The organism is Rhabdaerophilum calidifontis (genome assembly GCF_008641065.1).
Classification (GTDB): Bacteria; Pseudomonadota; Alphaproteobacteria; order Rhizobiales; family Beijerinckiaceae; genus Rhabdaerophilum; species Rhabdaerophilum calidifontis.
Genome location: NZ_VTRS01000001.1, coordinates 915,899 through 934,204 on the forward strand (window position 1 = coordinate 915,899; position 18,306 = coordinate 934,204).

At 66.7% G+C, this 18,306-nt stretch carries 17 protein-coding genes; 8 read left to right on the forward strand and 9 right to left on the reverse strand.

Going from position 1 to position 18,306, the window contains the following annotated elements; all coding sequences use genetic code 11:
• Nucleotides 1-48: 48 nt before the first annotated feature.
• The 6 genes from FWJ24_RS04405 to FWJ24_RS04430 all read right to left on the reverse strand — a co-directional run bounded on the left by FWJ24_RS04405 (nt 49) and on the right by FWJ24_RS04430 (nt 6,177).
• Nucleotides 49-1,632, reverse strand: a complete 1,584-nt coding sequence (locus FWJ24_RS04405; protein ID WP_166443584.1) for a flagellin — start codon at nt 1,630-1,632, stop codon at nt 49-51.
• Nucleotides 1,633-1,868: 236 nt separating this feature from the next.
• A complete protein-coding gene (locus FWJ24_RS04410; RefSeq protein WP_150286529.1) occupies nt 1,869-3,440 on the reverse strand; it encodes a flagellin N-terminal helical domain-containing protein in 1,572 nt (523 codons plus the stop codon).
• Nucleotides 3,441-3,708: 268 nt separating this feature from the next.
• The gene (locus FWJ24_RS04415) at nt 3,709-4,056 is read right to left on the reverse strand and encodes a flagellar protein FlaG (RefSeq protein WP_150286530.1); all 348 of its coding nucleotides are present in this window, start codon (nt 4,054-4,056) and stop codon (nt 3,709-3,711) included.
• Between the two features lie 192 nt (nt 4,057-4,248).
• Entirely contained in the window at nt 4,249-4,683 is a 435-nt protein-coding gene (locus FWJ24_RS04420; RefSeq protein WP_150286531.1) for a hypothetical protein, read from the reverse strand.
• A 22-nt stretch (nt 4,684-4,705) separates the two neighbouring features.
• Entirely contained in the window at nt 4,706-5,062 is a 357-nt protein-coding gene (locus tag FWJ24_RS04425; protein WP_150286532.1) for a rod-binding protein, read from the reverse strand.
• On the reverse strand, nt 5,062-6,177 hold the full coding sequence (locus FWJ24_RS04430; RefSeq protein WP_150286666.1) for a flagellar basal body P-ring protein FlgI: 1,116 nt from the start codon (nt 6,175-6,177) through the stop codon (nt 5,062-5,064). The genes FWJ24_RS04425 and FWJ24_RS04430 overlap by 1 nt, the downstream gene beginning before the upstream one ends.
• Nucleotides 6,178-6,519: 342 nt before the next feature.
• Here FWJ24_RS04430 and FWJ24_RS04435 point away from each other — a divergent pair, with 342 nt between their 5' ends.
• Together FWJ24_RS04435 and dksA are read left to right on the forward strand one after the other, a co-directional pair.
• Nucleotides 6,520-6,957 (forward strand): flagellar assembly protein FliX, encoded by a 438-nt coding sequence (locus FWJ24_RS04435; RefSeq protein WP_150286533.1) that lies wholly within the window; start codon nt 6,520-6,522, stop codon nt 6,955-6,957.
• A 184-nt stretch (nt 6,958-7,141) separates the two neighbouring features.
• Nucleotides 7,142-7,582, forward strand: coding sequence for an RNA polymerase-binding protein DksA (gene dksA, locus FWJ24_RS04440; RefSeq protein ID WP_150286534.1), 441 nt, complete (start codon nt 7,142-7,144; stop codon nt 7,580-7,582).
• A 22-nt stretch (nt 7,583-7,604) separates the two neighbouring features.
• On the opposite strand, the gene FWJ24_RS04445 is transcribed toward dksA, so the two are convergent.
• Nucleotides 7,605-9,086, reverse strand: coding sequence for a mannitol dehydrogenase family protein (locus FWJ24_RS04445; protein WP_150286535.1), 1,482 nt, complete (start codon nt 9,084-9,086; stop codon nt 7,605-7,607).
• 135 nt (nt 9,087-9,221) lie between these two features.
• On the opposite strand from FWJ24_RS04445, the gene FWJ24_RS04450 reads away from it, so the two are divergent.
• The 4 genes from FWJ24_RS04450 (at nt 9,222) to FWJ24_RS04465 (ending at nt 13,088) form a co-directional block, all read left to right on the forward strand.
• Nucleotides 9,222-9,980, forward strand: a complete 759-nt coding sequence (locus tag FWJ24_RS04450) for a FadR/GntR family transcriptional regulator (protein ID WP_150286536.1) — start codon at nt 9,222-9,224, stop codon at nt 9,978-9,980.
• A gap of 27 nt (nt 9,981-10,007) precedes the next feature.
• Nucleotides 10,008-10,985 (forward strand): sialic acid TRAP transporter substrate-binding protein SiaP, encoded by a 978-nt coding sequence (locus tag FWJ24_RS04455; protein WP_150286537.1) that lies wholly within the window; start codon nt 10,008-10,010, stop codon nt 10,983-10,985.
• Between the two features lie 84 nt (nt 10,986-11,069).
• Nucleotides 11,070-11,678, forward strand: a complete 609-nt coding sequence (locus FWJ24_RS04460; protein ID WP_150286538.1) for a TRAP transporter small permease — start codon at nt 11,070-11,072, stop codon at nt 11,676-11,678.
• 3 nt (nt 11,679-11,681) lie between these two features.
• Nucleotides 11,682-13,088, forward strand: coding sequence for a TRAP transporter large permease (locus FWJ24_RS04465; RefSeq protein WP_150286539.1), 1,407 nt, complete (start codon nt 11,682-11,684; stop codon nt 13,086-13,088).
• Nucleotides 13,089-13,109: 21 nt separating this feature from the next.
• Here the strand turns inward: FWJ24_RS04465 and FWJ24_RS04470 are convergent, their stop codons facing one another.
• Together FWJ24_RS04470 and FWJ24_RS04475 are read right to left on the reverse strand one after the other, a co-directional pair.
• A complete protein-coding gene (locus FWJ24_RS04470; RefSeq protein WP_150286540.1) occupies nt 13,110-14,633 on the reverse strand; it encodes a UxaA family hydrolase in 1,524 nt (507 codons plus the stop codon).
• Nucleotides 14,634-14,724: 91 nt separating this feature from the next.
• Complete coding sequence (locus tag FWJ24_RS04475) at nt 14,725-15,615, reverse strand: LysR family transcriptional regulator (protein ID WP_150286541.1); 891 nt, start codon at nt 15,613-15,615, stop codon at nt 14,725-14,727.
• Nucleotides 15,616-15,732: 117 nt separating this feature from the next.
• Between FWJ24_RS04475 and FWJ24_RS04480 the strand changes: the two genes are divergently transcribed.
• Both FWJ24_RS04480 and FWJ24_RS04485 read left to right on the forward strand, forming a co-directional pair.
• Nucleotides 15,733-16,782, forward strand: a complete 1,050-nt coding sequence (locus FWJ24_RS04480) for an NAD(P)H-dependent flavin oxidoreductase (RefSeq protein WP_150286542.1) — start codon at nt 15,733-15,735, stop codon at nt 16,780-16,782.
• 11 nt (nt 16,783-16,793) lie between these two features.
• On the forward strand, nt 16,794-18,290 hold the full coding sequence (locus tag FWJ24_RS04485; protein ID WP_150286543.1) for a CoA-acylating methylmalonate-semialdehyde dehydrogenase: 1,497 nt from the start codon (nt 16,794-16,796) through the stop codon (nt 18,288-18,290).
• Nucleotides 18,291-18,306: the final 16 nt, after the last annotated feature.

Consider the following 18,306-nt stretch of genomic DNA (forward strand, 5'->3'; position numbering starts at 1 on the left):
GCGGCGGGTTGCCCCGCCGCCTCGTTTTTCGTTCCGCGTTCCGGCCGATCAGCCGAGCAGGCGGAGGAGCGACTGCGCATTCGCAGAGCCGGCCGAGAAGGCCTGGACCGCGAACTGCTGCTGAGTCTGGAGCGCCGTCAGCTTCGCCGATTCCTCGGCGATGTCGGCGCTGACGAGGTCGTCGCCCAGCGTCTTCATGTTGGTCGCGAACTCGGCGTTGATGTCGTAGCGATCCTGAATGAAGGACGCATAGTTGCCGAACTGCGCCTGGAGCGTGTTGATAATCGACTGCGCCGTCTGAACCTCACCCAGCGCCGTCTGGATGTTGCCGGTGGTGGTCCAAGCCGTGCCGAGCGTGGTCAGGGCGAGGTTGCCGGTCACGCTCGTGTTCACGCCGTTGATCTGGATCGGGTTCGCAGCGAACTCGTTCAGGATCACGTTCATGCCTTCGCCGCGGAGCAGGTTGCGGCCGGCCTGGACAACGTTGTTGTTGATCACGTTCGTGATTTCAGTCTTGTAGGACTCATACTGCGTGCCGAGCTCGAGACGCCGCGCGTTGTTCGTGGAACCCAGGATCGGGTTGCCCTGAACGACCGGGACGCCCGAGGCCGCGTTGAAGCGCGCCGCGCCGGAGACCGAGTCGAACGTGCCGGTGCCGTTGAGGACCGTAACCGCGTTGCCAGACAGGTTGCGCAGGCCGATGCGGAACTGACCCGTGGCGGACTGCACGAACTCGGCCTTGACGCCCGCATTGAGCGCGTTGATCTCGGAGATGACCGCGTCGAGGTTCTTCACGGTCGTGGTGGACCAGGTGCGAGCCACGCCGTCCGCGCCGAGGAAGGTCAGCGAGGAGCCGGCGGCGACCGACGAACCGGCGAAGGTCGAGGCCGTCCGAAGCATGCCGCCGGTGCCGAAGCGCAGACCCATCGGGTTCGAGCCGCCGAAGCCGGTCGGCATCGAGGTGCCGTTGACGAACCTCGAGGCGGCGTAGGTGCCATCGTAGCCCGAGTTGATGCCGGTCAGGTCATCGACGACCTGCTGCGAGGACGAACCGTCGATGGTGAAGCCGGTCTTGCCGTCGGTCGATTCCAGAACCAGGCGGCTGCCGGTGCCGTTGACCTCGAAGCGCATCGTGACGCCGATATTGGCGTTGTTGAGCGCCTGGGCAACCTGGCCCCAGGTCGTCGCGCTGGTCGCGCCCGAGAAAGTATAGGTGAAGTTCTTGCCGTTGTCGGAGGTGATCGACAGGCGGTGGCCGGTCGAGGCGCCGACGACCGAGGAGGTCTCGGCGAGGTTGGCGGTCGGGGTTGCGGCGACGGTGGTCTGCGAGCCGGCGTTCAGCGCATCGGTCGCCATATCGTTCATCTGCGAAAGCAGATTGCGGATCTGCTTCAGCGCGAGATCGGTCGACTCGAGGGTCTTCAGCGCGGTCGAGATGTTGTTGTTGACGCGGTTGATGTTCTTGGCACGCGCCAGCATCGTCTCCGACATGCCGTACTTCGTGGCGTCATCCGCGGCGCCGAAGATCGACTTGCCGGTGGCAACGCGCTTCTGGGAGATCTGGAAAAGCTTGTTGGTCTGCTGGAGAACGGTGACGTTGGCCGCGGTGGCGGCATTGAAAACGACAGACATGGTTGCACCTTCTGTTGCAAGGGATCGGGCCATCCTGGCCCGTAAACGTTCAGAGCCGCTCCGTGCTGCTCGTCACGTCCCGCAAGGTGCCGTCGCAGATATAAATGAGAGTTAAATGTTGCTCGCAGGCTGAGGCAGCCTGAAATCAAGGTTAATTGATTCAAAATATGTATCGTTAATGAAAAATAAAACAAAAAAGAGGCCGAAGCCTCTCTTTTTATTCTGATGGTGCCTGCTTACTGCCCGAGCAGGCGCAGCATCGATTGGGCGTTCTGGTTGCTGATCGCGATCGCCTGAACCGCGAAATCCTGACGGGTCCGAAGTGCGGTCAGCTTCGCGCTTTCCTCAGTCACATCCGCCGCCACCAGTTCGTCGCCCTGAGTTTTCGCCTCGGTCTGGTAGGCCTTGTTCAGGTCGTAGCGCGAGCGGATGTAATTGTTGAAGGTTGCGAACTGGGCCTGGAGTTCGAGCAGGATCTTCTGCGCCTCGCGCGCTTGCTGCGCCGAGATCTGGATGTTCTGGTCGTTGACCCAGGATGCGCCGGCCTGCGCCATCGTCAGCGTTCCGGCGGCGGTAACGAGTACGCCGGCGATCTTCAGCGGCGTGCCGGCAAATTCGGAGAGCGGCACGCTGATATTCTCGCCCTGGAGCAGGTTCCGCCCTTTCGGCACCGGATTATTGGCGACGAGCTGGTCGAGATTCTCGATGATCGCGTCATATTGCTGGCCATAGGCCAGACGGAGCGCGTTGTTCGGTGCCAGCGGCGCCGCGAAACCGGTGTTGATTCCACCCATGCCGAGCGCGCCGGCAGGCGCGAAATCGCCCGACGCGGCGACAATCTTCATATTGCCGCCATTCATGTTGCGCAGGCGGATCTGCATCGGGCCGCCGGCGCCGCCGGTCTGGTTCACGAGTTCGGCGCGCGTTCCCGCCCCCATTGCCGTGACATCCGCGATGAATTGCGCGACCGTCGTCGCGACGCCGTAATTCAGCGTACGGAACTGGCCGTTTCCGTCTTCGAAGACGATGGAAGAGCCGGCCGCGATCGGCGTGGCAAGGGTCACGCCAGCGCCCGTGCCGGTCAGTTGTCCGCCGAAGGCCACCGTGAATCCGGTCTCTCCGGCAGCGGGTGCGGCGACGCCGTTGGCGAAAAGGTTGTTGGGATTGAAGACCTGACCGGTCGGGCTCGTCAGGCCAGCAAGATCATCCATCGCGTTCTGGTCGCTGATGGCGTCGAAGGTGAAATCCTCGCCATTCGTCGAGCGGAAGCGGAGATTGGTCTGCCCGGCGACGGTCGACGGGATGAACTCGGCGATCACGCCGATATTGGCGGCGTTGAGGGCATTGGCGATCTCGCCCCAGGTCACGGAGAGCGAGTTGAACGTGTAGGTGAAATTCTTGCCGCCGTCGGAGGTGATCGAAAACCGTGAGCCGATCGAGACGCCGCTCACCACCGAGGTTTCGTCGAGATTGGCGGTCGTGGCGGCGTTGCGGGTGCCGACGCCGCCCTCGTTCTGCGCCTTGCTGGCGAGATCGATCGCCGATTCGACGAGGCCGAGCATGCTCTTCAGCGTCTTGTCGGTGGTTTCGAGCGTCGCGAGGCCGACGGAGATGTTGTTGTTGATGTCCGAGAGCTGGCCCGAGCGGCCGAGCAGCGTCTCGCTGACCCGGTAGCGGGTGGTGTCGTCGGCGGCGGAGAAGATGCTCTTGCCGGAGGCGACCCGCTTCTGGGTGATGCCGAACAGCTCGTTCGTGCGGGTGAGGATCGAGACACTGACGCTGGTCGCGTCGTTCATGAGGATGGACATGCGTCACCTTCTGTGCGGCTGTCGCGGCCCCTCCGGCCCGCCGGCTTTCTCGCCGGGTGTTCGGGTCGGATTTCCGGGCCTTCGCGGCTTCTCGGGAGGGACGATGCCGGGCAGGGACTAAGGCTTGGTTAAATTCGGTAACCTTAACCGAAAAGAACTTTTCATGGTTAGCGGCCGGTTAACAAACATGGTTAACGAATTCCTGCCGCAAAGAGCGGGGCACGCACGCCCCGGTCTTGGCCTGGTCTTGGCCCGGTCTTGGCCTGGGTCAGCGCTCGGAGCCGCCTTCCGCCTGCTGGAGATAGGCGCGGAGCTTGAGCACCGCCTCATAGGGGTATTGCGAGACGACGGCGCGCGATTCCGGGTCGATCACCTGGTAGACGAGATCGCCGGTTTCGCGGTCGGTCGTCACCGAACTCTCGTGGCGAACCATATCGCCGCCGGGGGCATCCCGGCGCGCGTTTCGGGAGAACCGCGCCTGCTCGGCGCCGGCCTGGGCGGCGACGGCCTGCGGCGGGGCAAGGTCGGTGCGAACGGCGTTGCGCACCGGCGCCGCTTCGGGGCGGGCGGGCGCGAGCGACGGATACGGCACCGAATTGGTCAGGCGGGTGTCCATGGCTTTCTCGCTTCCGGCAGGCATCCATGTCCTGCCTGTGCGGGAAAATATCGCCGCCGTCTTTACGTCCCGTTCAGAAAGATGGTTGAGGCGAGCTAAATCAGGGCGCGAGAATTCGGCTTGAATTAACGTCTTTGTTGCAGCCGCGGCCGAATCACGGCCGCGTCTGGACGGAACCGTGCCGGTCTGTGCTCAACTCACCTTGGACAGGGCGAGCGGCGCGGTGCCCGGCTTGCGGTCGATCCCGTCGCGCCGATAGGTCTTCGGCGTCGCGTTCTTGCCGACAGCATCGGCGAGATCGCGCAGCAGCCCCTCAGAAACCGTGCGCGCGGTGGCGACCACGGCGAGGTTCAGCGACATCAACCCGGAAAAGGCCTCGTGACGGTCCCGCAGGGCATCGAGCCCTTCCGGCTGGAACCGCCCGATCGCGATCGCGTTGGTTTTCAGCGTTTCGAGGCAGCGGGTATAGTCCTGCGCCGCCGCGTTCTTGGTGATCGCCAGCCCCAGCGCCTCTCGCACCTTGCCCGCCTTGAACAGGGCGGTTTCGTCGCGGATCACCGGTTCGAGCCGGTCGAGGGCGGCGAGGGCGGATGCGACGAGTTCGGCCGCCTCCTCGGGCTTGCTCACGCGCGGGCGGGTGTCGGCGCGATTAGCGGTTTGGGCTTTGGGCCGCATGGACAGGGGACTCCTGGTTACGCAACATGGACCGGTAGATCTGCGGCGCGAGGCCGATGCCGCCCGTGGCGGAGAGCGCCTTGCCGTATTCGCCGAGCAGCATCCCGCGCCAGGTATCCTGGCCGGTGGCGGCGTCGCCGAGCAGGCCCTCGCCCTTCACGCCTTCGAACATGGCGCCGAGCAGGGTCTGGAATACGTTGGCCTCGAGGGCCTGGGCCGTCTCCCAGGCCTTGCGGTTCTGGGGGATGTTCTTCGGAAGGTCGCCGCGGGCGATGGCCTTGCGGATGTCGATGGCGAAATTCGGGTTGGGCGTGATCGCGTTGATGCTCATCACATCACCTCGATATCGGCCTGGAGGGCGCCGGCGGTCTTGATCGCCTGCAGGATCGAGATCAGGTCGCGGGGGCCGACCCCGAGGGCGTTGAGACCGTCGACCAGTTCGCGCAGCGAGACCGAGTCCTTGACGATCGCGAGCTTCTTCTTGTCGTCGGTATCGACCCGGATGCCGGTGCGCGGCACGATCACGGTCTGGCCGTTGGAGAAGGGCTCGGGCTGCGAGACCTCGGGCTGCTCGGTGATGGTCACGGTCAGGTTGCCCTGGGCCACCGCGACCTGGCTCACGCGCACGTCCTTGCCCATCACGATGATGCCGGAGCGCTCGTCGATGACGACGCGGGCGCGCTGATCGGGCTCGACGCGCAATTGCTCCACCTCGGTCAGCAGCCGGATCATGTTGCCCTGGTAATTGCGCGGCACCTGCACCGAGACGGTGGAGGGGTCGGTGGGCTCGGCCGAATCGGCGCCGAGAAAATCGTTGATCGCCGCGGCGATGCGGCGTGCGGTGGTGAAATCCGGGTTGCGCAGCGAAAGGCGCAGGTTCTGGAGATGGTTCAGCCGGAAATCGACCTCGCGCTCGATCAGCGCGCCGTTGGCGATGCGCCCCACGGTCGGCACGCCGCGGGTCACTTTCGCGGCCTCACCCTCGGCGGCGAAGCCCGAGATGGCGAGCGAGCCTTGCGCCACCGCGTAGACCTCGCCGTCGGCGCCGAGCAGCGGGGTGGCGAGCAGGGTCGCGCCCTGGAGCGATTTCGCGTCGCACATCGCCGAGACGGTGACGTCGAGCCGGGTGCCCTGCGTCGCGAAGGCGGCGAGGTTCGCCGTCACCATCACCGCCGCCATGTTCGACGTGCGCATGTTGGCGCCGCGGGTGTTGACGCCGAGGCGCTCCATCATCGCCTGCAGCGACTGGCGGGTCATCGGGCAGTTGTTGAGCGTGTCGCCGGTGCCGTTGAGGCCGGTGACGAGCCCATATCCGACGAGCTGGTTCTCGCGCACGCCCTCGATGGCGGCGAGATCCTTGATCCGGGACAGGGCAGCGGCGTCGCCGGTGCCGAGCGCGCTCATCGCGGCGAGCCCCAATCCGCAGGCAAGCGCGATGTCGCGCATCCGGCTCGTGACGTCGGGGATCCAGGCCTTCATGGTCATCGTTCGGGTGCTCCCAGGGCCGCTCGCGGCATTCTTCCGGATCGAAAACAGGTGAACGCACGCGAGACAGGAGCCGTTCGCCAACCTTCTAGCGAAGGGCATGCCAAGCGGTTCTCCTGATTAAGTCCCTGAAATACCAGAATTCGGTGTGAGATCGGAACCTGCCTGACGCGCGGGCGGCCCGGTCAGAACTGCCGACCCGGCAATTTTGTCCCGGTATGGTTACCCATGCTTAACCAGCTTCGCGCAACATCGCGGGGTTGAAGGCCGCCGCGCCGGAAGAAGGGACGGGAAACGCCTCGCATGCGCATCGTGGATCAGAAATCGGTCGGTTCGGTGAGCGGCACTCGCAACGCCCGCGGCGCGGGGCGTGCCGGCGGCGCGCGGTTCACGCTCGATTCGGGCGGCGCACTCCAGCGCGCGGAAAGCCAGGCGCCCATCTCGATCCTCGGCGGGCTCGAGGCGCTGATCGCGATCCAGAGCGAGGATACCACGCGCGAGCGCCGGCGCCGCTCGGCCCGGCGGGGGCAGGGGATGCTCGACATCCTCGACGAGCTGAAGCTCGCGCTGCTCGCCGGCCGTGTTCCGCCCGAACTCCAGGCGCGGCTCGGCGCGGCCTTGCGCGATGCAATTCCGAGCGGCGATCCGCGACTTGACGGAATCGTCGATGCGATCGAGCTGCGCGCCGAGGTCGAGCTTGCGAAGCTCAAGCGCGCGGGGCGCCGGGAAACGGGCGGCTGATTCGTCCGAACCGGCAATTTTCCGCCGCCGCGCGCCGGCTGCGGGTATTTTTGTTGCCGGCCATGCCGAAGCGAGGCCGTTCTCTCGGCAGCCATGCGATTTTCCGAGCCGTCGAGATTGTTTCGTCATTCGGGGGCGGCTATACCCCGCGCCATATCTTTCGGCTCCGTAAAGAGGCGAGGCGATGTCGAAACTACTGGACGACAAGCAGGTGATCGCGCTCGAAACCGGCTATCGGCCGAGTGACGGCGAGCCGTTCATGAACGACCGTCAGCGCGAATATTTCCGACGCAAGCTCAGGGCCTGGAAGGAAGAGATCATCCGCGACGCGGAACTCACCCTCAACGCCATGCAGGCCGATACCGATGCCCATCCCGATCTTGTCGATCGGGCATCCTCGGAAGGCGACCGCGCGATCGAGCTCCGCGCGCGCGACCGGCAGCGAAAGCTCATCGCCAAGATCGACGCGGCGCTCGCGCGCATCGATGACGGCACCTACGGCTATTGCGAGGAGACGGGCGAGCCGATCTCGCTCGCCCGGCTCGATGCCCGGCCGATCGCGACGCTGTCGATCGAGGCCCAGGAGCGCCACGAGCGGCGCGAGAAGATCTACCGCGACGATTGATCGCCCCGGCCACCGCTGTCCCTCAGGCAGCCGCGGCCACCGTCGCGCGCGCGCTATCCCGGAACAGGGCTGCGAGCGCAGCGAGAACCGGCCCGGTGAAGCGGGGATCGGCCGGCAGATCGACGCCGAAGATCTCCGGCATGCCGAGCAGGGCCCGGCCGAGCGTCTCCGGGTTGGGGCCCGTTCGGGCGACGATCTCGGCGAACCGGCTGGCGAGCGGATCACGGATATCGATCGGCCGGCCCGCCTCGTCGATGCCGGCGACGTAGCGCATCCAGCCCGCCACCGCGAGCGCGGGGCGTTCCACCGGCGCGCCGGCCGCAAGCCGCTCGCGGATCATGCCCAGCAGGCGCTGCGGCAGCTTCTGCGAACCGTCCATCGCGATCTGCCAGGTGCGGTGGCGCAGGGCGGGGTTTTTGAAGCGCTCGATCAGCCGATCCTTGTAGGCGCCGAGATCATGGCCCGGCGGCATGTGCAGGGTGGGCGTGATGTCCGCGTCCATCTGCCGGCGCACCAGCCGCGCGAAGGCCGGGTCGGCCATGGTTTCGGCGATGGTCTCGTAGCCGGCGAGATAGCCGAGATAGGCGAGCGTCGAATGCGAGCCGTTGAGCAGCCGGAGCTTCATGTGCTCGAAGGGCGTGACATCGGCGACCATCTCCGCGCCCGAGGCGGCGAGGTCCGGCCGCCCGAGCGGGAAATGATCCTCCACGACCCATTGGGAGAACGGCTCTGTCACCACCGGCCAGCGATCCTCCATGCCGAGCGCCGCCGAAATCCGGGCGCGGTCCTCGTCGGTGGTGGCGGGGACGATACGGTCGACCATGCTTGCGGGGCAGGCGACCTGATCCGCGACCCAATGGCCGAAATCCGCGTCGAGAAGCGCCGCGAACCGATCGATCACCCGTTTCACCGTGCGGCCATTGGCGGGGAGATTGTCGCAGGTCAGCACCGTGAACGGCCGCAGCCCCGCCATGCGGCGCATCCGCAGCGCTGCGGCGAGCAGGCCGATCGCGCTTTTCGGCCGCTCCGGATGCGCGAGATCGTGGAGGATGTCCGGATGCGCCTCGTTGAGCGTTCCGCTCGCGGGATCATGGCAATAGCCCTTCTCGGTCACGGTCAGCGAGACGATGCGTGTTTCGGGCCGCGCCATCCGCGCGAGAAGCCGGGCGGGATCCTCCGGGGCGACGAGGCTCTCGCGGATCGCGCCGATGACACGCAGCGCCTCGCCGCCGGGCCCGCGCACCGCGAGCGTGTAGAGCCCGTCCTGCGGCGCCAGCGCGTCCCGCGTTTCCGGCGAGCGCAGGCTCGCGCCGGCGATCGCCCAGCCGCTCTCGCCGCGTTCGAGGCAATCCTCGATCATCGCCGCCTGATGCGCGCGGTGGAAGGCGCCGAGCCCGAGATGCACGATGCCGATCGCGGCCGCCGTCCAGTCGTAGCCGGGGCGGCGGACCGGGGCCGGCAGCTTCGGAAGCGTCGCGGCGGCGAGGCGCGGAAGGGTGGGCATCGGCAACTCCTGGAAGGCGGAACGAACCGCAGGCCGGTTTGTTGACACGCGAGGTAGGCTCGGTCAATCTTGGCTCATTGGTCTGACCAATTTCACGGCAGTCAACAGCCGGGATCAGGGACGAGGCGAGGGTACGTGGCGCTGGAGGCGATCGAACCGCGCAGGCTCTACCGGCAGGTCGCGGACCAGATCCGGATCTATCTCGATTCGTCCGGCATTCCCGCCGGCGGCAGGCTGCCGACCGAACGCGAACTGGCCGAGCGGCTCGGCGTGTCGCGGCCGACGATCCGCGAGGCGCTGATCGCGCTGGAGGTGGAGGGGCGCGTGCGCATCCGCGTCGGATCCGGGATCTATGTGGCGGAAGGACCGGCGGCGGGCGCGCCGGCGGCGCTGCGCGGGGAGCATGAGGGGCCGTTCGAGCTGCTCTCGGCCCGCGCCTTCTTCGAGGGCGCGATCGCTGCCGAGGCGGCGGGGCGCATCCGCCCCGATCATATTGCCCGGCTCGACGAATGGATCGGGCGGATGGAGGCGGCGCTCGGTCCCAACCCCGAGACCATCGCGCTCGATTGCGAATTTCATGCCGCGATCGCGGCCGTGCTCGGCAACGCCGTCATCGAGCGCACCGTGCGCGACCTGTTCAACCAGCGCATGAGCCCGTATTTCGGCCGGCTCGCCGCCTATTTCGAGGATGAGGCGAGTTGGCGCGAGGCTATTCTCGAACATCGCGCGATCCGCAACGCGTTGGCGGCGCGCGATCCGGCGCTGGCGCGCGACGCCGTGCGCCGGCATCTCGAACGCTCGCAGGAGCGGTTCTCGCGCAGTTTCGGCGACGGGGAGGGTGAGGAGCCTCCGGTTGCCGGCAAGACCCGGCATCGAGCGCTCGGCCCGGCCTGAAACGACAACAATCCGAGGGAGGATATCATGACGAAAACGACAGTGACGAAACTGCTTCTCGCAGGGGCCGCGAGCCTGCTTGCCTTGGCGGGCGCGAACGCGCAAACCAAGCTCAAATGGGCGCATGTCTACGAGACGAGCGAGCCCTTCCACACCGAAAGCGTGTGGGCGGCGCAGGAATTCGCCAAGCGCACCAACAACAAATACCAGATCGAGGTGTTTCCCGCCTCGCAACTCGGCAAGGAGACCGACATCAATCAGGGGCTCAGCCTCGGTTCGGTCGACATCATCATTTCGGGGTCGAGCTTCGCGGCCCGCTCCTTCCCGCCGATCGGGGTGACGTATTATCCCTTCACCTTCCGCGACGCGGATCATCTGCTCGCCTATACGAAGAGCGACATCTACAAGGAACTCACCAAGGGCTACGAGGACAAGACCGGTCATGTCATCACCGCCACGACCTATTACGGCGTGCGGCACACCACCTCGAACCGGCCGTTCAAGTCCTGCGCGGAGATGAAGGGGCTCAAGATCCGCGTGCCGGACGTGCCGGCCTATCTCGCCATGCCGCGTTCCTGCGGCGCGAACACGACGCCGATCGCCTTCGCCGAAGTCTATCTCGCGCTCCAGAACGGCACGGTCGAGGCGCAGGAGAACCCGCTGACGACGATCGAGGCCAAGAAATTCTACGAGGTGCAGAAGCACATCGTGCTCACCGGGCATATCGTCGATCATCTCAACACGATCGTTGCCAAGGGCACATGGGCCAAGTTCTCGGACGAGGACAGGAAAACCTGGATCGCGGTGAGCCAGGAGGCGGCTGCGCGGGCGACGCGGCAGATCCAGGCGAGCGAGCAGAAGCTCGTCCAGTTCTTCAAGGACAAGGGCCTGACCGTGACCGAGATCGACCGCAAGGAATATCTCGACGCGGTGTTCAAGAACACGACCTTCGAGCAATTCGGCTACCGCAAGGCGGATTGGGAGAGGATCCAGGCCATCAAGTGATCGCCTGACCGCTTCCGAACTGCGGCGCGCTCCGTTCTCCCCGGGGCGCGCCGCAATTTCCCCCCGCGAGGATGTTTTGCTGCCATGCAGGCCGAACCCGAGATCCATACCCCGATCAGCTCCGACGAAATCGCCCGCACCTTCGACGAGGAGGTCGCGCCGGTCGATCTCTCGGGGCACGGAATCGAGGATTGGGCGACGCTTGTCATCTTCTGGCTGATGTGCGCGGCTGTCTTCGCGCAATTCTTCACCCGTTACGTGCTCAACAATTCCTTCGCCTGGACCGAGGAGATCGCGATCTATTGCCTGGTGGCGGTGGTGTTTCTCGGCTCGGCGATGTGCACGCGGCTGTCGCGGCACATCCATGTCGATTTCCTCTACCGCTCCCTCGGGCACCGCGCCGGACGGATGCTGGCGAGCTTCGTCGATCTCGTGCGGATCGGGGTCTTCGCCTATCTCGCTTGGCTGGTCTGGCGCTATTCGGAGATCATCTCCGACGAGCGGATGACGACCATCGATTTTCCCAAGCAGCCGGTCTTCCTTGTCGTTTTCGCGGCCTTCGTGCTGATGGCGCTGCGCGGCGCGCAGGTCATGGCCGGCAATCTCCGGCGCGGGTATTCGGTGCTCGAACGGCCCGGCGCTTTCGACGGCTCCGAGGCCGAGGCGGTGGCCCGGGCCGGCAAGGAGGGCTGAGCCATGCTGGTCCTGCTTGGTTCCTTCCTGCTGCTGATGGTGCTCGGCGTGCCGGTCGCCATTGCGATGGCTTCGGCCTCGCTGCTCTATCTTGCGGCCTATGGCGGCGCGCCGGACGTGATCGTCGCGCAGCGGATGATTGCCGGCGTCGAATCCTTCCCGCTGCTCGCGGTGCCGTTCTTCATCCTCGCCGGCAACCTGATGAACATCGCCGGGGTGACGGGGCGGATCTACGCCTTTGCCGTGGCGCTCGTCGGCTGGATGCGCGGCGGGCTCGCGCAGGTGAACATCATCGGCTCGGTGATCTTCTCCGGCATGAGCGGCACCGCGATCGCGGATGCGGCCGGCATCGGCACCATCGAGATCAAGGCGATGAAGGACCACGGCTATCCGGTCGAGGTGGCGGTGGGCGTGACCGCCGCCTCCGCGACACTGGGGCCGATCATCCCGCCGAGCCTGCCCTTCGTGATCTACGGCATGATGGCCAATGTCTCGATCGGCTCGCTGTTCCTCGGCGGTGTGATCCCCGGCGTGATGATGACGCTGTTGATGATGATCACGGTTGCGGTCTTCGCGCGGCTCCGGGGCTGGGGGTCGGATGCGCCGTTCGAACTCGGCAAGATCGCGCGGGCCTTCGTCGAGATCATCGTCGTCTTCGCCTTTCCGGTGGCGGTGGTGATCCTGGAGCGGCTTGGTGTCGCGCAGAACGCGGCGATCTTCCTGGCGCTCGGGGCGGTGCTGCTGCTCGATTATCTTTTCAAGTTCTCCGCCGTGATGGCGCTGATGACGCCGATCATCCTGATCGGCGGCATGACGCTCGGCTGGTTCACGCCGACGGAGGCCGCGGTGGCGGCGGTGATGTGGTCGCTGTTCCTCGGTCTCGTCCGCTATCGCTCGATGACGCTGCGCACCCTCGCCAAGGCGACCTTCGACACGGTGGAGACCACGGCGAGCGTGCTGTTCATCGTCACGGCGGCGTCGATCTTCGCCTGGCTCCTCACCGTCAGCCAGGCGGCGCAACTCCTGTCCGACGCCATTCTCTCGCTCACCCAGAACAAATGGGTGTTCCTGATCCTCGTCAACCTGCTGATGCTGTTCGTCGGCTGCTTCCTCGACACAATCGCCGCGATCAGCATCCTGGTGCCGATCCTGCTGCCGATCGTGCTCAAGCTCGGCATTGATCCCGTTCATTTCGGGCTGATCATGACGCTCAACCTGATGATCGGGCTGCTGCATCCGCCGCTCGGCATGGTGCTGTTCGTGCTGAGCCGGGTGGCGAAGCTTTCGGTGGAGCGCACGACCATGGCGATCCTGCCCTGGCTTGTGCCGCTCTTCGCGGCGCTGATCGCGATCACCTTCATTCCCGAGATCACGCTCTGGCTGCCGCGCTATCTCGGGGTGATGAAATAGCCCGGCCGGGCGGGCGGCGCCTCACATCGTGGCGCCGATCGTCCAGGGCACGAATTCGGCGTCGCCATAGCCGAGCTGCTCGGATTTGGAGCGGGCGCCGCTTGCGATCCGGAGCAGCGTATCGAAGATCTCGCGGCCCTTGGCCTCGATCGACACGCCGTCGAGGATATCGCCGCAATTGATGTCCATGTCGTCGATCATATGGGTGTAGATCGCCGAATTGGTCGCGAGCTTGATCGAGGGCGTCGGCTTGCAGCCATAGGCCGAGCCGCGGCCAGTGGTGAAGGCGAGGATGTTCGCCCCGCCCGCCACCTGGCCGGTGGCGGCCACGGGGTCGTAGCCGGGCGTATCCATGAAGACCATGCCCTTCGCCTCCACCCGCTCGGCATATTCGTAGACCGCGGTCAGCGCGGTGGTGCCGCCCTTGGCCGCGGCACCGAGCGATTTCTCGAGAATGGTCGTGAGGCCGCCGAGCTTGTTGCCGGGGGAGGGGTTGTTGTTCATCTCCATGCGGTTGCGCCGGGTGTAATCCTCCCACCAGCGGATGCGCGCGACGAGCTTCTCGCCGATCTCGCGGCTGGCGGCGCGGCGGGTCAGCAGGTGCTCGGCGCCGTAGATTTCCGGCGTCTCGGAGAGGATCGCCGTGCCGCCCTCGGCGACCAGCAGATCGACCGCCGCGCCGAGCGCCGGGTTGGCGGTGATGCCGGAATAGCCGTCCGAGCCGCCGCATTGCAGCGCGAGCACGAGTTCGGCGGCCGGAGCCGGGCTGCGGCGGGCGCGGTTCGCTGCCGGCAGCATCTCGCGGATCGCCGCCACGCCCTTCATCACGGTTTTCTTGGTGCCGCCGACCTCCTGGATCGTCATCGAGCGGAAGGTCTCGCTCTCCGTGATGCCGTAGGCCTCCTTCCAGCGTCCGATCTGGAAGCCTTCGCAGCCGAGGCCGACCATCAGCACCGCGCCCATATTGGGGTTGGTGGCATAGCCCCATTGGGTGCGCTTGAGCACCTCGTAGCCCTCGCCCTTGACGTCGAGCGCGCAACCGCCGCCATGGACGAGCGGGATCACGCCGTCCACCTCGGGATAATCCGCGAGGATGCCCGAACGCTCGATCTCCCTGGCGATGAAGGTCGCGACCGAGGCCGAGCAGTTCACGCTGGTCAGGATGCCGATGTAATTGCGCGTGCCGACCCGGCCATCGGCGCGGCGATAGCCGAGAAAGGTGGCGCGTTCCGGCTCGGGGCGCATCGCCGTCGGGCGATATTCGGCGCCGAAGGCGTAATCGCGGGTGAAGTCGCGCATCTCGACATTGTGCTCGTGCAGCCAGGCGCCGGGTGGCACGGCCTCCTTCGCGAAGCCGATGATCTGCCCGAATTTCATCACCGCGGCGCCGGCGGGGATCGCCGCGGCGGCGATCTTGTGGCCGCGCGGCACACGGTCGACGGCGATGACCCCGTCCGGCAGGGCGGCGCCGGGCTCGATCACGTCGAGCGCGACGAGGACATTGTCCTGGGCGTGGAGGCGGAGCGTGCGGGCGGCGGCTGGCATGGCGGACCTGTCTCGGGCTTGGTTCTTGGGCGCTGGAATTGGTCAGGCCAATTGACAATGGCGGCGGAAACGACGTCCCGCAAGTCCCCGTTCAGCGGGCGGGCAGAAAGGCGTGGCGCTGCGCCTGCGTTTCTGCGACGAGATGATCGACCACGGCGCGGATCCGGCCCAGGGCGCGGACATCCTCGTGGATCACCAGCCAATAGGTGCGGACGGCGCGACGCTCGGGCAGGACGGGTTCGAGCCCGGGCATGCGGCGGGCGATGAACTGGTGCAGCACGCCGAGGCCGAGGCCGCCGCGCACCGCTTCGACCTGTCCGACGGCGCTCGCGCAATCGAAGCTGGTCCGGGCGCCGCCGAACAGGTCGGCGATGTAGTTCAGCGCCGTGGAATAGGCATAGGTCTCGACATAGCCGATCAGCCGGTGGCGGGCGAGGTCATCGACCCGCTCCGGCCGGCCGTGGCGGTCGAGATAGCGCGTCGCGCCGAAAATGCCGAGTTCGTAATCCGTGAGCCGGCGCGCGACCACGCGGCCGGCCGCGGGTTCGTCAAGCGTGACGGCGATATCGACCTCGCGCCGGGCGAGGCTCGCGGCGAGCGGCATCGGCACGAGCTGGATCTCGATGCCGGGATGACGCTCGACGAGCCCGCGCAGCGCATCGACGAGGAAATAGGTGGTGAAACCATCCGGTGCGCCGATCCGTACCGCGCCGGACAGCGCGACATCCTTGCGGCGGAGATCGGCCTCGGCCTGAAGCATCTCGCTCTCCATCCGCTCGGCATGGATGAGCAGCGCCCGGCCGGATTCGGTGAGCTGCACGCCACTGGTCGAACGCTCGAACAGCGTCGTCTCAAGGCTGGCCTCCAGCGCGACGATGCGGCGCGCGGCGGTTGCCTGGTTGATCCGCAGCGCCCGCGCGCCGCCAAGGAACTGGCCGCGGCGGGCAACGGCGAGGAACACGCGGACATCATCCCAATCCATATGTTTAAATTCGCAGAACGGAGACGCGGATGCAAGGATTGAGATGCGCAAATGCATGTGCGACGACATCCGGCAGGACCAGCGGCCCGTCAATGCGGGCATCGCGGAGGGCAGGCCATGTTCGGCGCCGAGATTCCGATCATCCAGGGGCCCATGCTTGGCGCCTCGACCCCAGCCATGGCGATCGCCGCTTCGACAGCCGGGGCGATCGGCGCCATCGGCGCGGCGGGCCTCGCGCCGGCGGCGCTCGGGCAGACGATTGGCGAGATCCGGGAGGCGGTGGGGGATAAACCCTTCATCGTCAACCTGTTCGTGCTCGACCCCGCGGCGCCGGACCCGGCGGAGGTTTCCCGCGCCATGGCGGCGCTGGCGCCGTGGCGTGCCGAACTCGGCCTGCCGGAGCAGGCGATCCCCAACAAATGGGCCGAGGATTTCGCCGCGCAATTCGCCGTGCTGGTCGAGACGGCGCCGCCGGTGGCGAGCTTCACCTTCGGCATCCTTTCGGCCGAGCAATGCGCGCGGCTCAAGGCGCGCGGCACCCGGGTTGTCGGCACGGCGACAACGCTCGCCGAAGCACGCGCCTGGGCCGCCATCGGCGCCGACGCGATCTGCGCCTCGGGATTCGAATCCGGCGGGCATCGCGGCACCTTTCTCCGCCCGGTCGAGGAGAGTCTCGTCGGCACGCTGAGCCTCGTCTCGGCGGTCAGGGCGCAGCTCGGCCTGCCGGTCATCGCCGCCGGCGGCATCGCGGACGGAGCCTCGATCGCCGCGGTCCTGGCGCTTGGCGCCGAGGCGGCGCAGATGGGCACGGCCTTCCTGCTCGCCGAGGAAAGCGCTGTCTCCGCGCCCTGGCGCGCGGCGCTTGCCGGCCAGGATTGCGATTCCTCGCGGCTGACGCGGGCCTTTTCCGGCCGTTATGCGCGCGGCATCGAGAACCGCTTCATGCGCGAGATGGCGGGCGCCGAGATCCCCGTCTACCCGATCCAGAACGCGCTGACGCAGGAGCTGCGCGCCGCCGCGGCGCGGGCTGGGCGCGCGGACATGCTCTCGCTCTGGGCGGGGCAGGGGGTGCACGCGCTGCGCCCCGGCCGGACCGCAGACCTGATCACCGCCTATTGGGCGCAGGCGCGCGCGACGCTCGCCGACACCGCCGCCCGCTTCGCATGAAGGAGGAAACCATGATCACCTACGGACATTTCATCGGCGGCCGGCATGTTCCCGGCGCTTCGGGCCGCATGGCCGACGTGTTCCAGCCGATGGACGGCTCGGTGCGCGCGCAAGTGGCGCTGGCCACCAAGGCGGAGCTGCGCGCGGCGGTGGAGAATGCGAAGGCCGCGCAGCCGGGCTGGGCGGCGACCAACCCGCAGCGCCGCGCCCGCGTGCTGATGAAGTTTCTCGACCTCGTCGCGCGGCACAACGACGAACTTGCCGACATCCTCGCCCGCGAGCACGGCAAGACGATCGCCGATGCCAGGGGCGACATCCAGCGTGGCGTTGAAGTGATCGAATTCTGCCTTGGCGCGCCGCATCTGATGAAGGGCGAATATACCGAGGGCGCCGGCCCCGGAATCGACATCTATTCGATGCGCCAGCCGCTCGGCGTGGTCGCTGGCATCACTCCGTTCAACTTCCCGGCGATGATCCCGCTCTGGAAGGCCGGCCCGGCGATCGCGGCCGGCAATGCCTTCATCCTCAAGCCTTCCGAGCGCGACCCCGGCGTGCCGATGCGGCTCGCGGAACTCTTCATCGAGGCCGGGCTGCCGCCGGGGATCTTCAACGTCGTCAACGGCGACAAGGAGGCGGTCGACGCGATCCTCACCGATCCCGACATCAAGGCGGTGGGCTTCGTCGGCTCGACGCCGATCGCGGAATACATCTACACCACCGGCTGCGCGCATGGGAAACGCGTGCAATGCTTCGGCGGCGCCAAGAACCACATGATCGTGATGCCGGATGCGGACATGGACCAGGCGGTCGATGCCCTGATCGGCGCGGGCTATGGCTCGGCGGGCGAGCGCTGCATGGCGATCTCGGTCGCGGTGCCGGTGGGGCAGAAGACGGCCGACGAACTGGTGCGCCGCCTCATCCCGCGCGTGGAATCGCTCAGGATCGGCCCCTCGACCGATTCTTCCGCCGATTTCGGCCCGCTGGTGACCAGGACGCATCTCGACAAGGTGAAGGCCTATGTCGATCTCGGCGTGCGCGAAGGCGCGAAGCTGAAGGTCGATGGCCGCGGCTTCACGATGCAGGGTTACGAGAACGGCTTCTACATGGGCGGATGCCTGTTCGACGAGGTGACGCCGGAGATGAAGATCTACAAGGAGGAGATCTTCGGGCCCGTGCTCTCCGTGGTGCGCGCGCAGGATTACGAGCAGGGGCTCAAGCTCTGCAACGATCATGAATACGGCAACGGCGTCGCGATCTTCACGCGCGATGGCGATGCCGCGCGCGATTTCGCGGCGAAGGTCCAGGTCGGCATGGTCGGCGTCAACGTGCCGATCCCGGTGCCGCTTGCCTATTACACCTTCGGCGGCTGGAAGCGCTCCGGCTTCGGCGATCTCAACCAGCACGGCGCCGATGCGTTCCGCTTCTACACCAAGACCAAGACCGTCACTTCCCGCTGGCCGTCCGGCATCAAGGACGGCGCGAGCTTCGTGATCCCGACCATGGGGTGACGGGTTGCGATGCCGC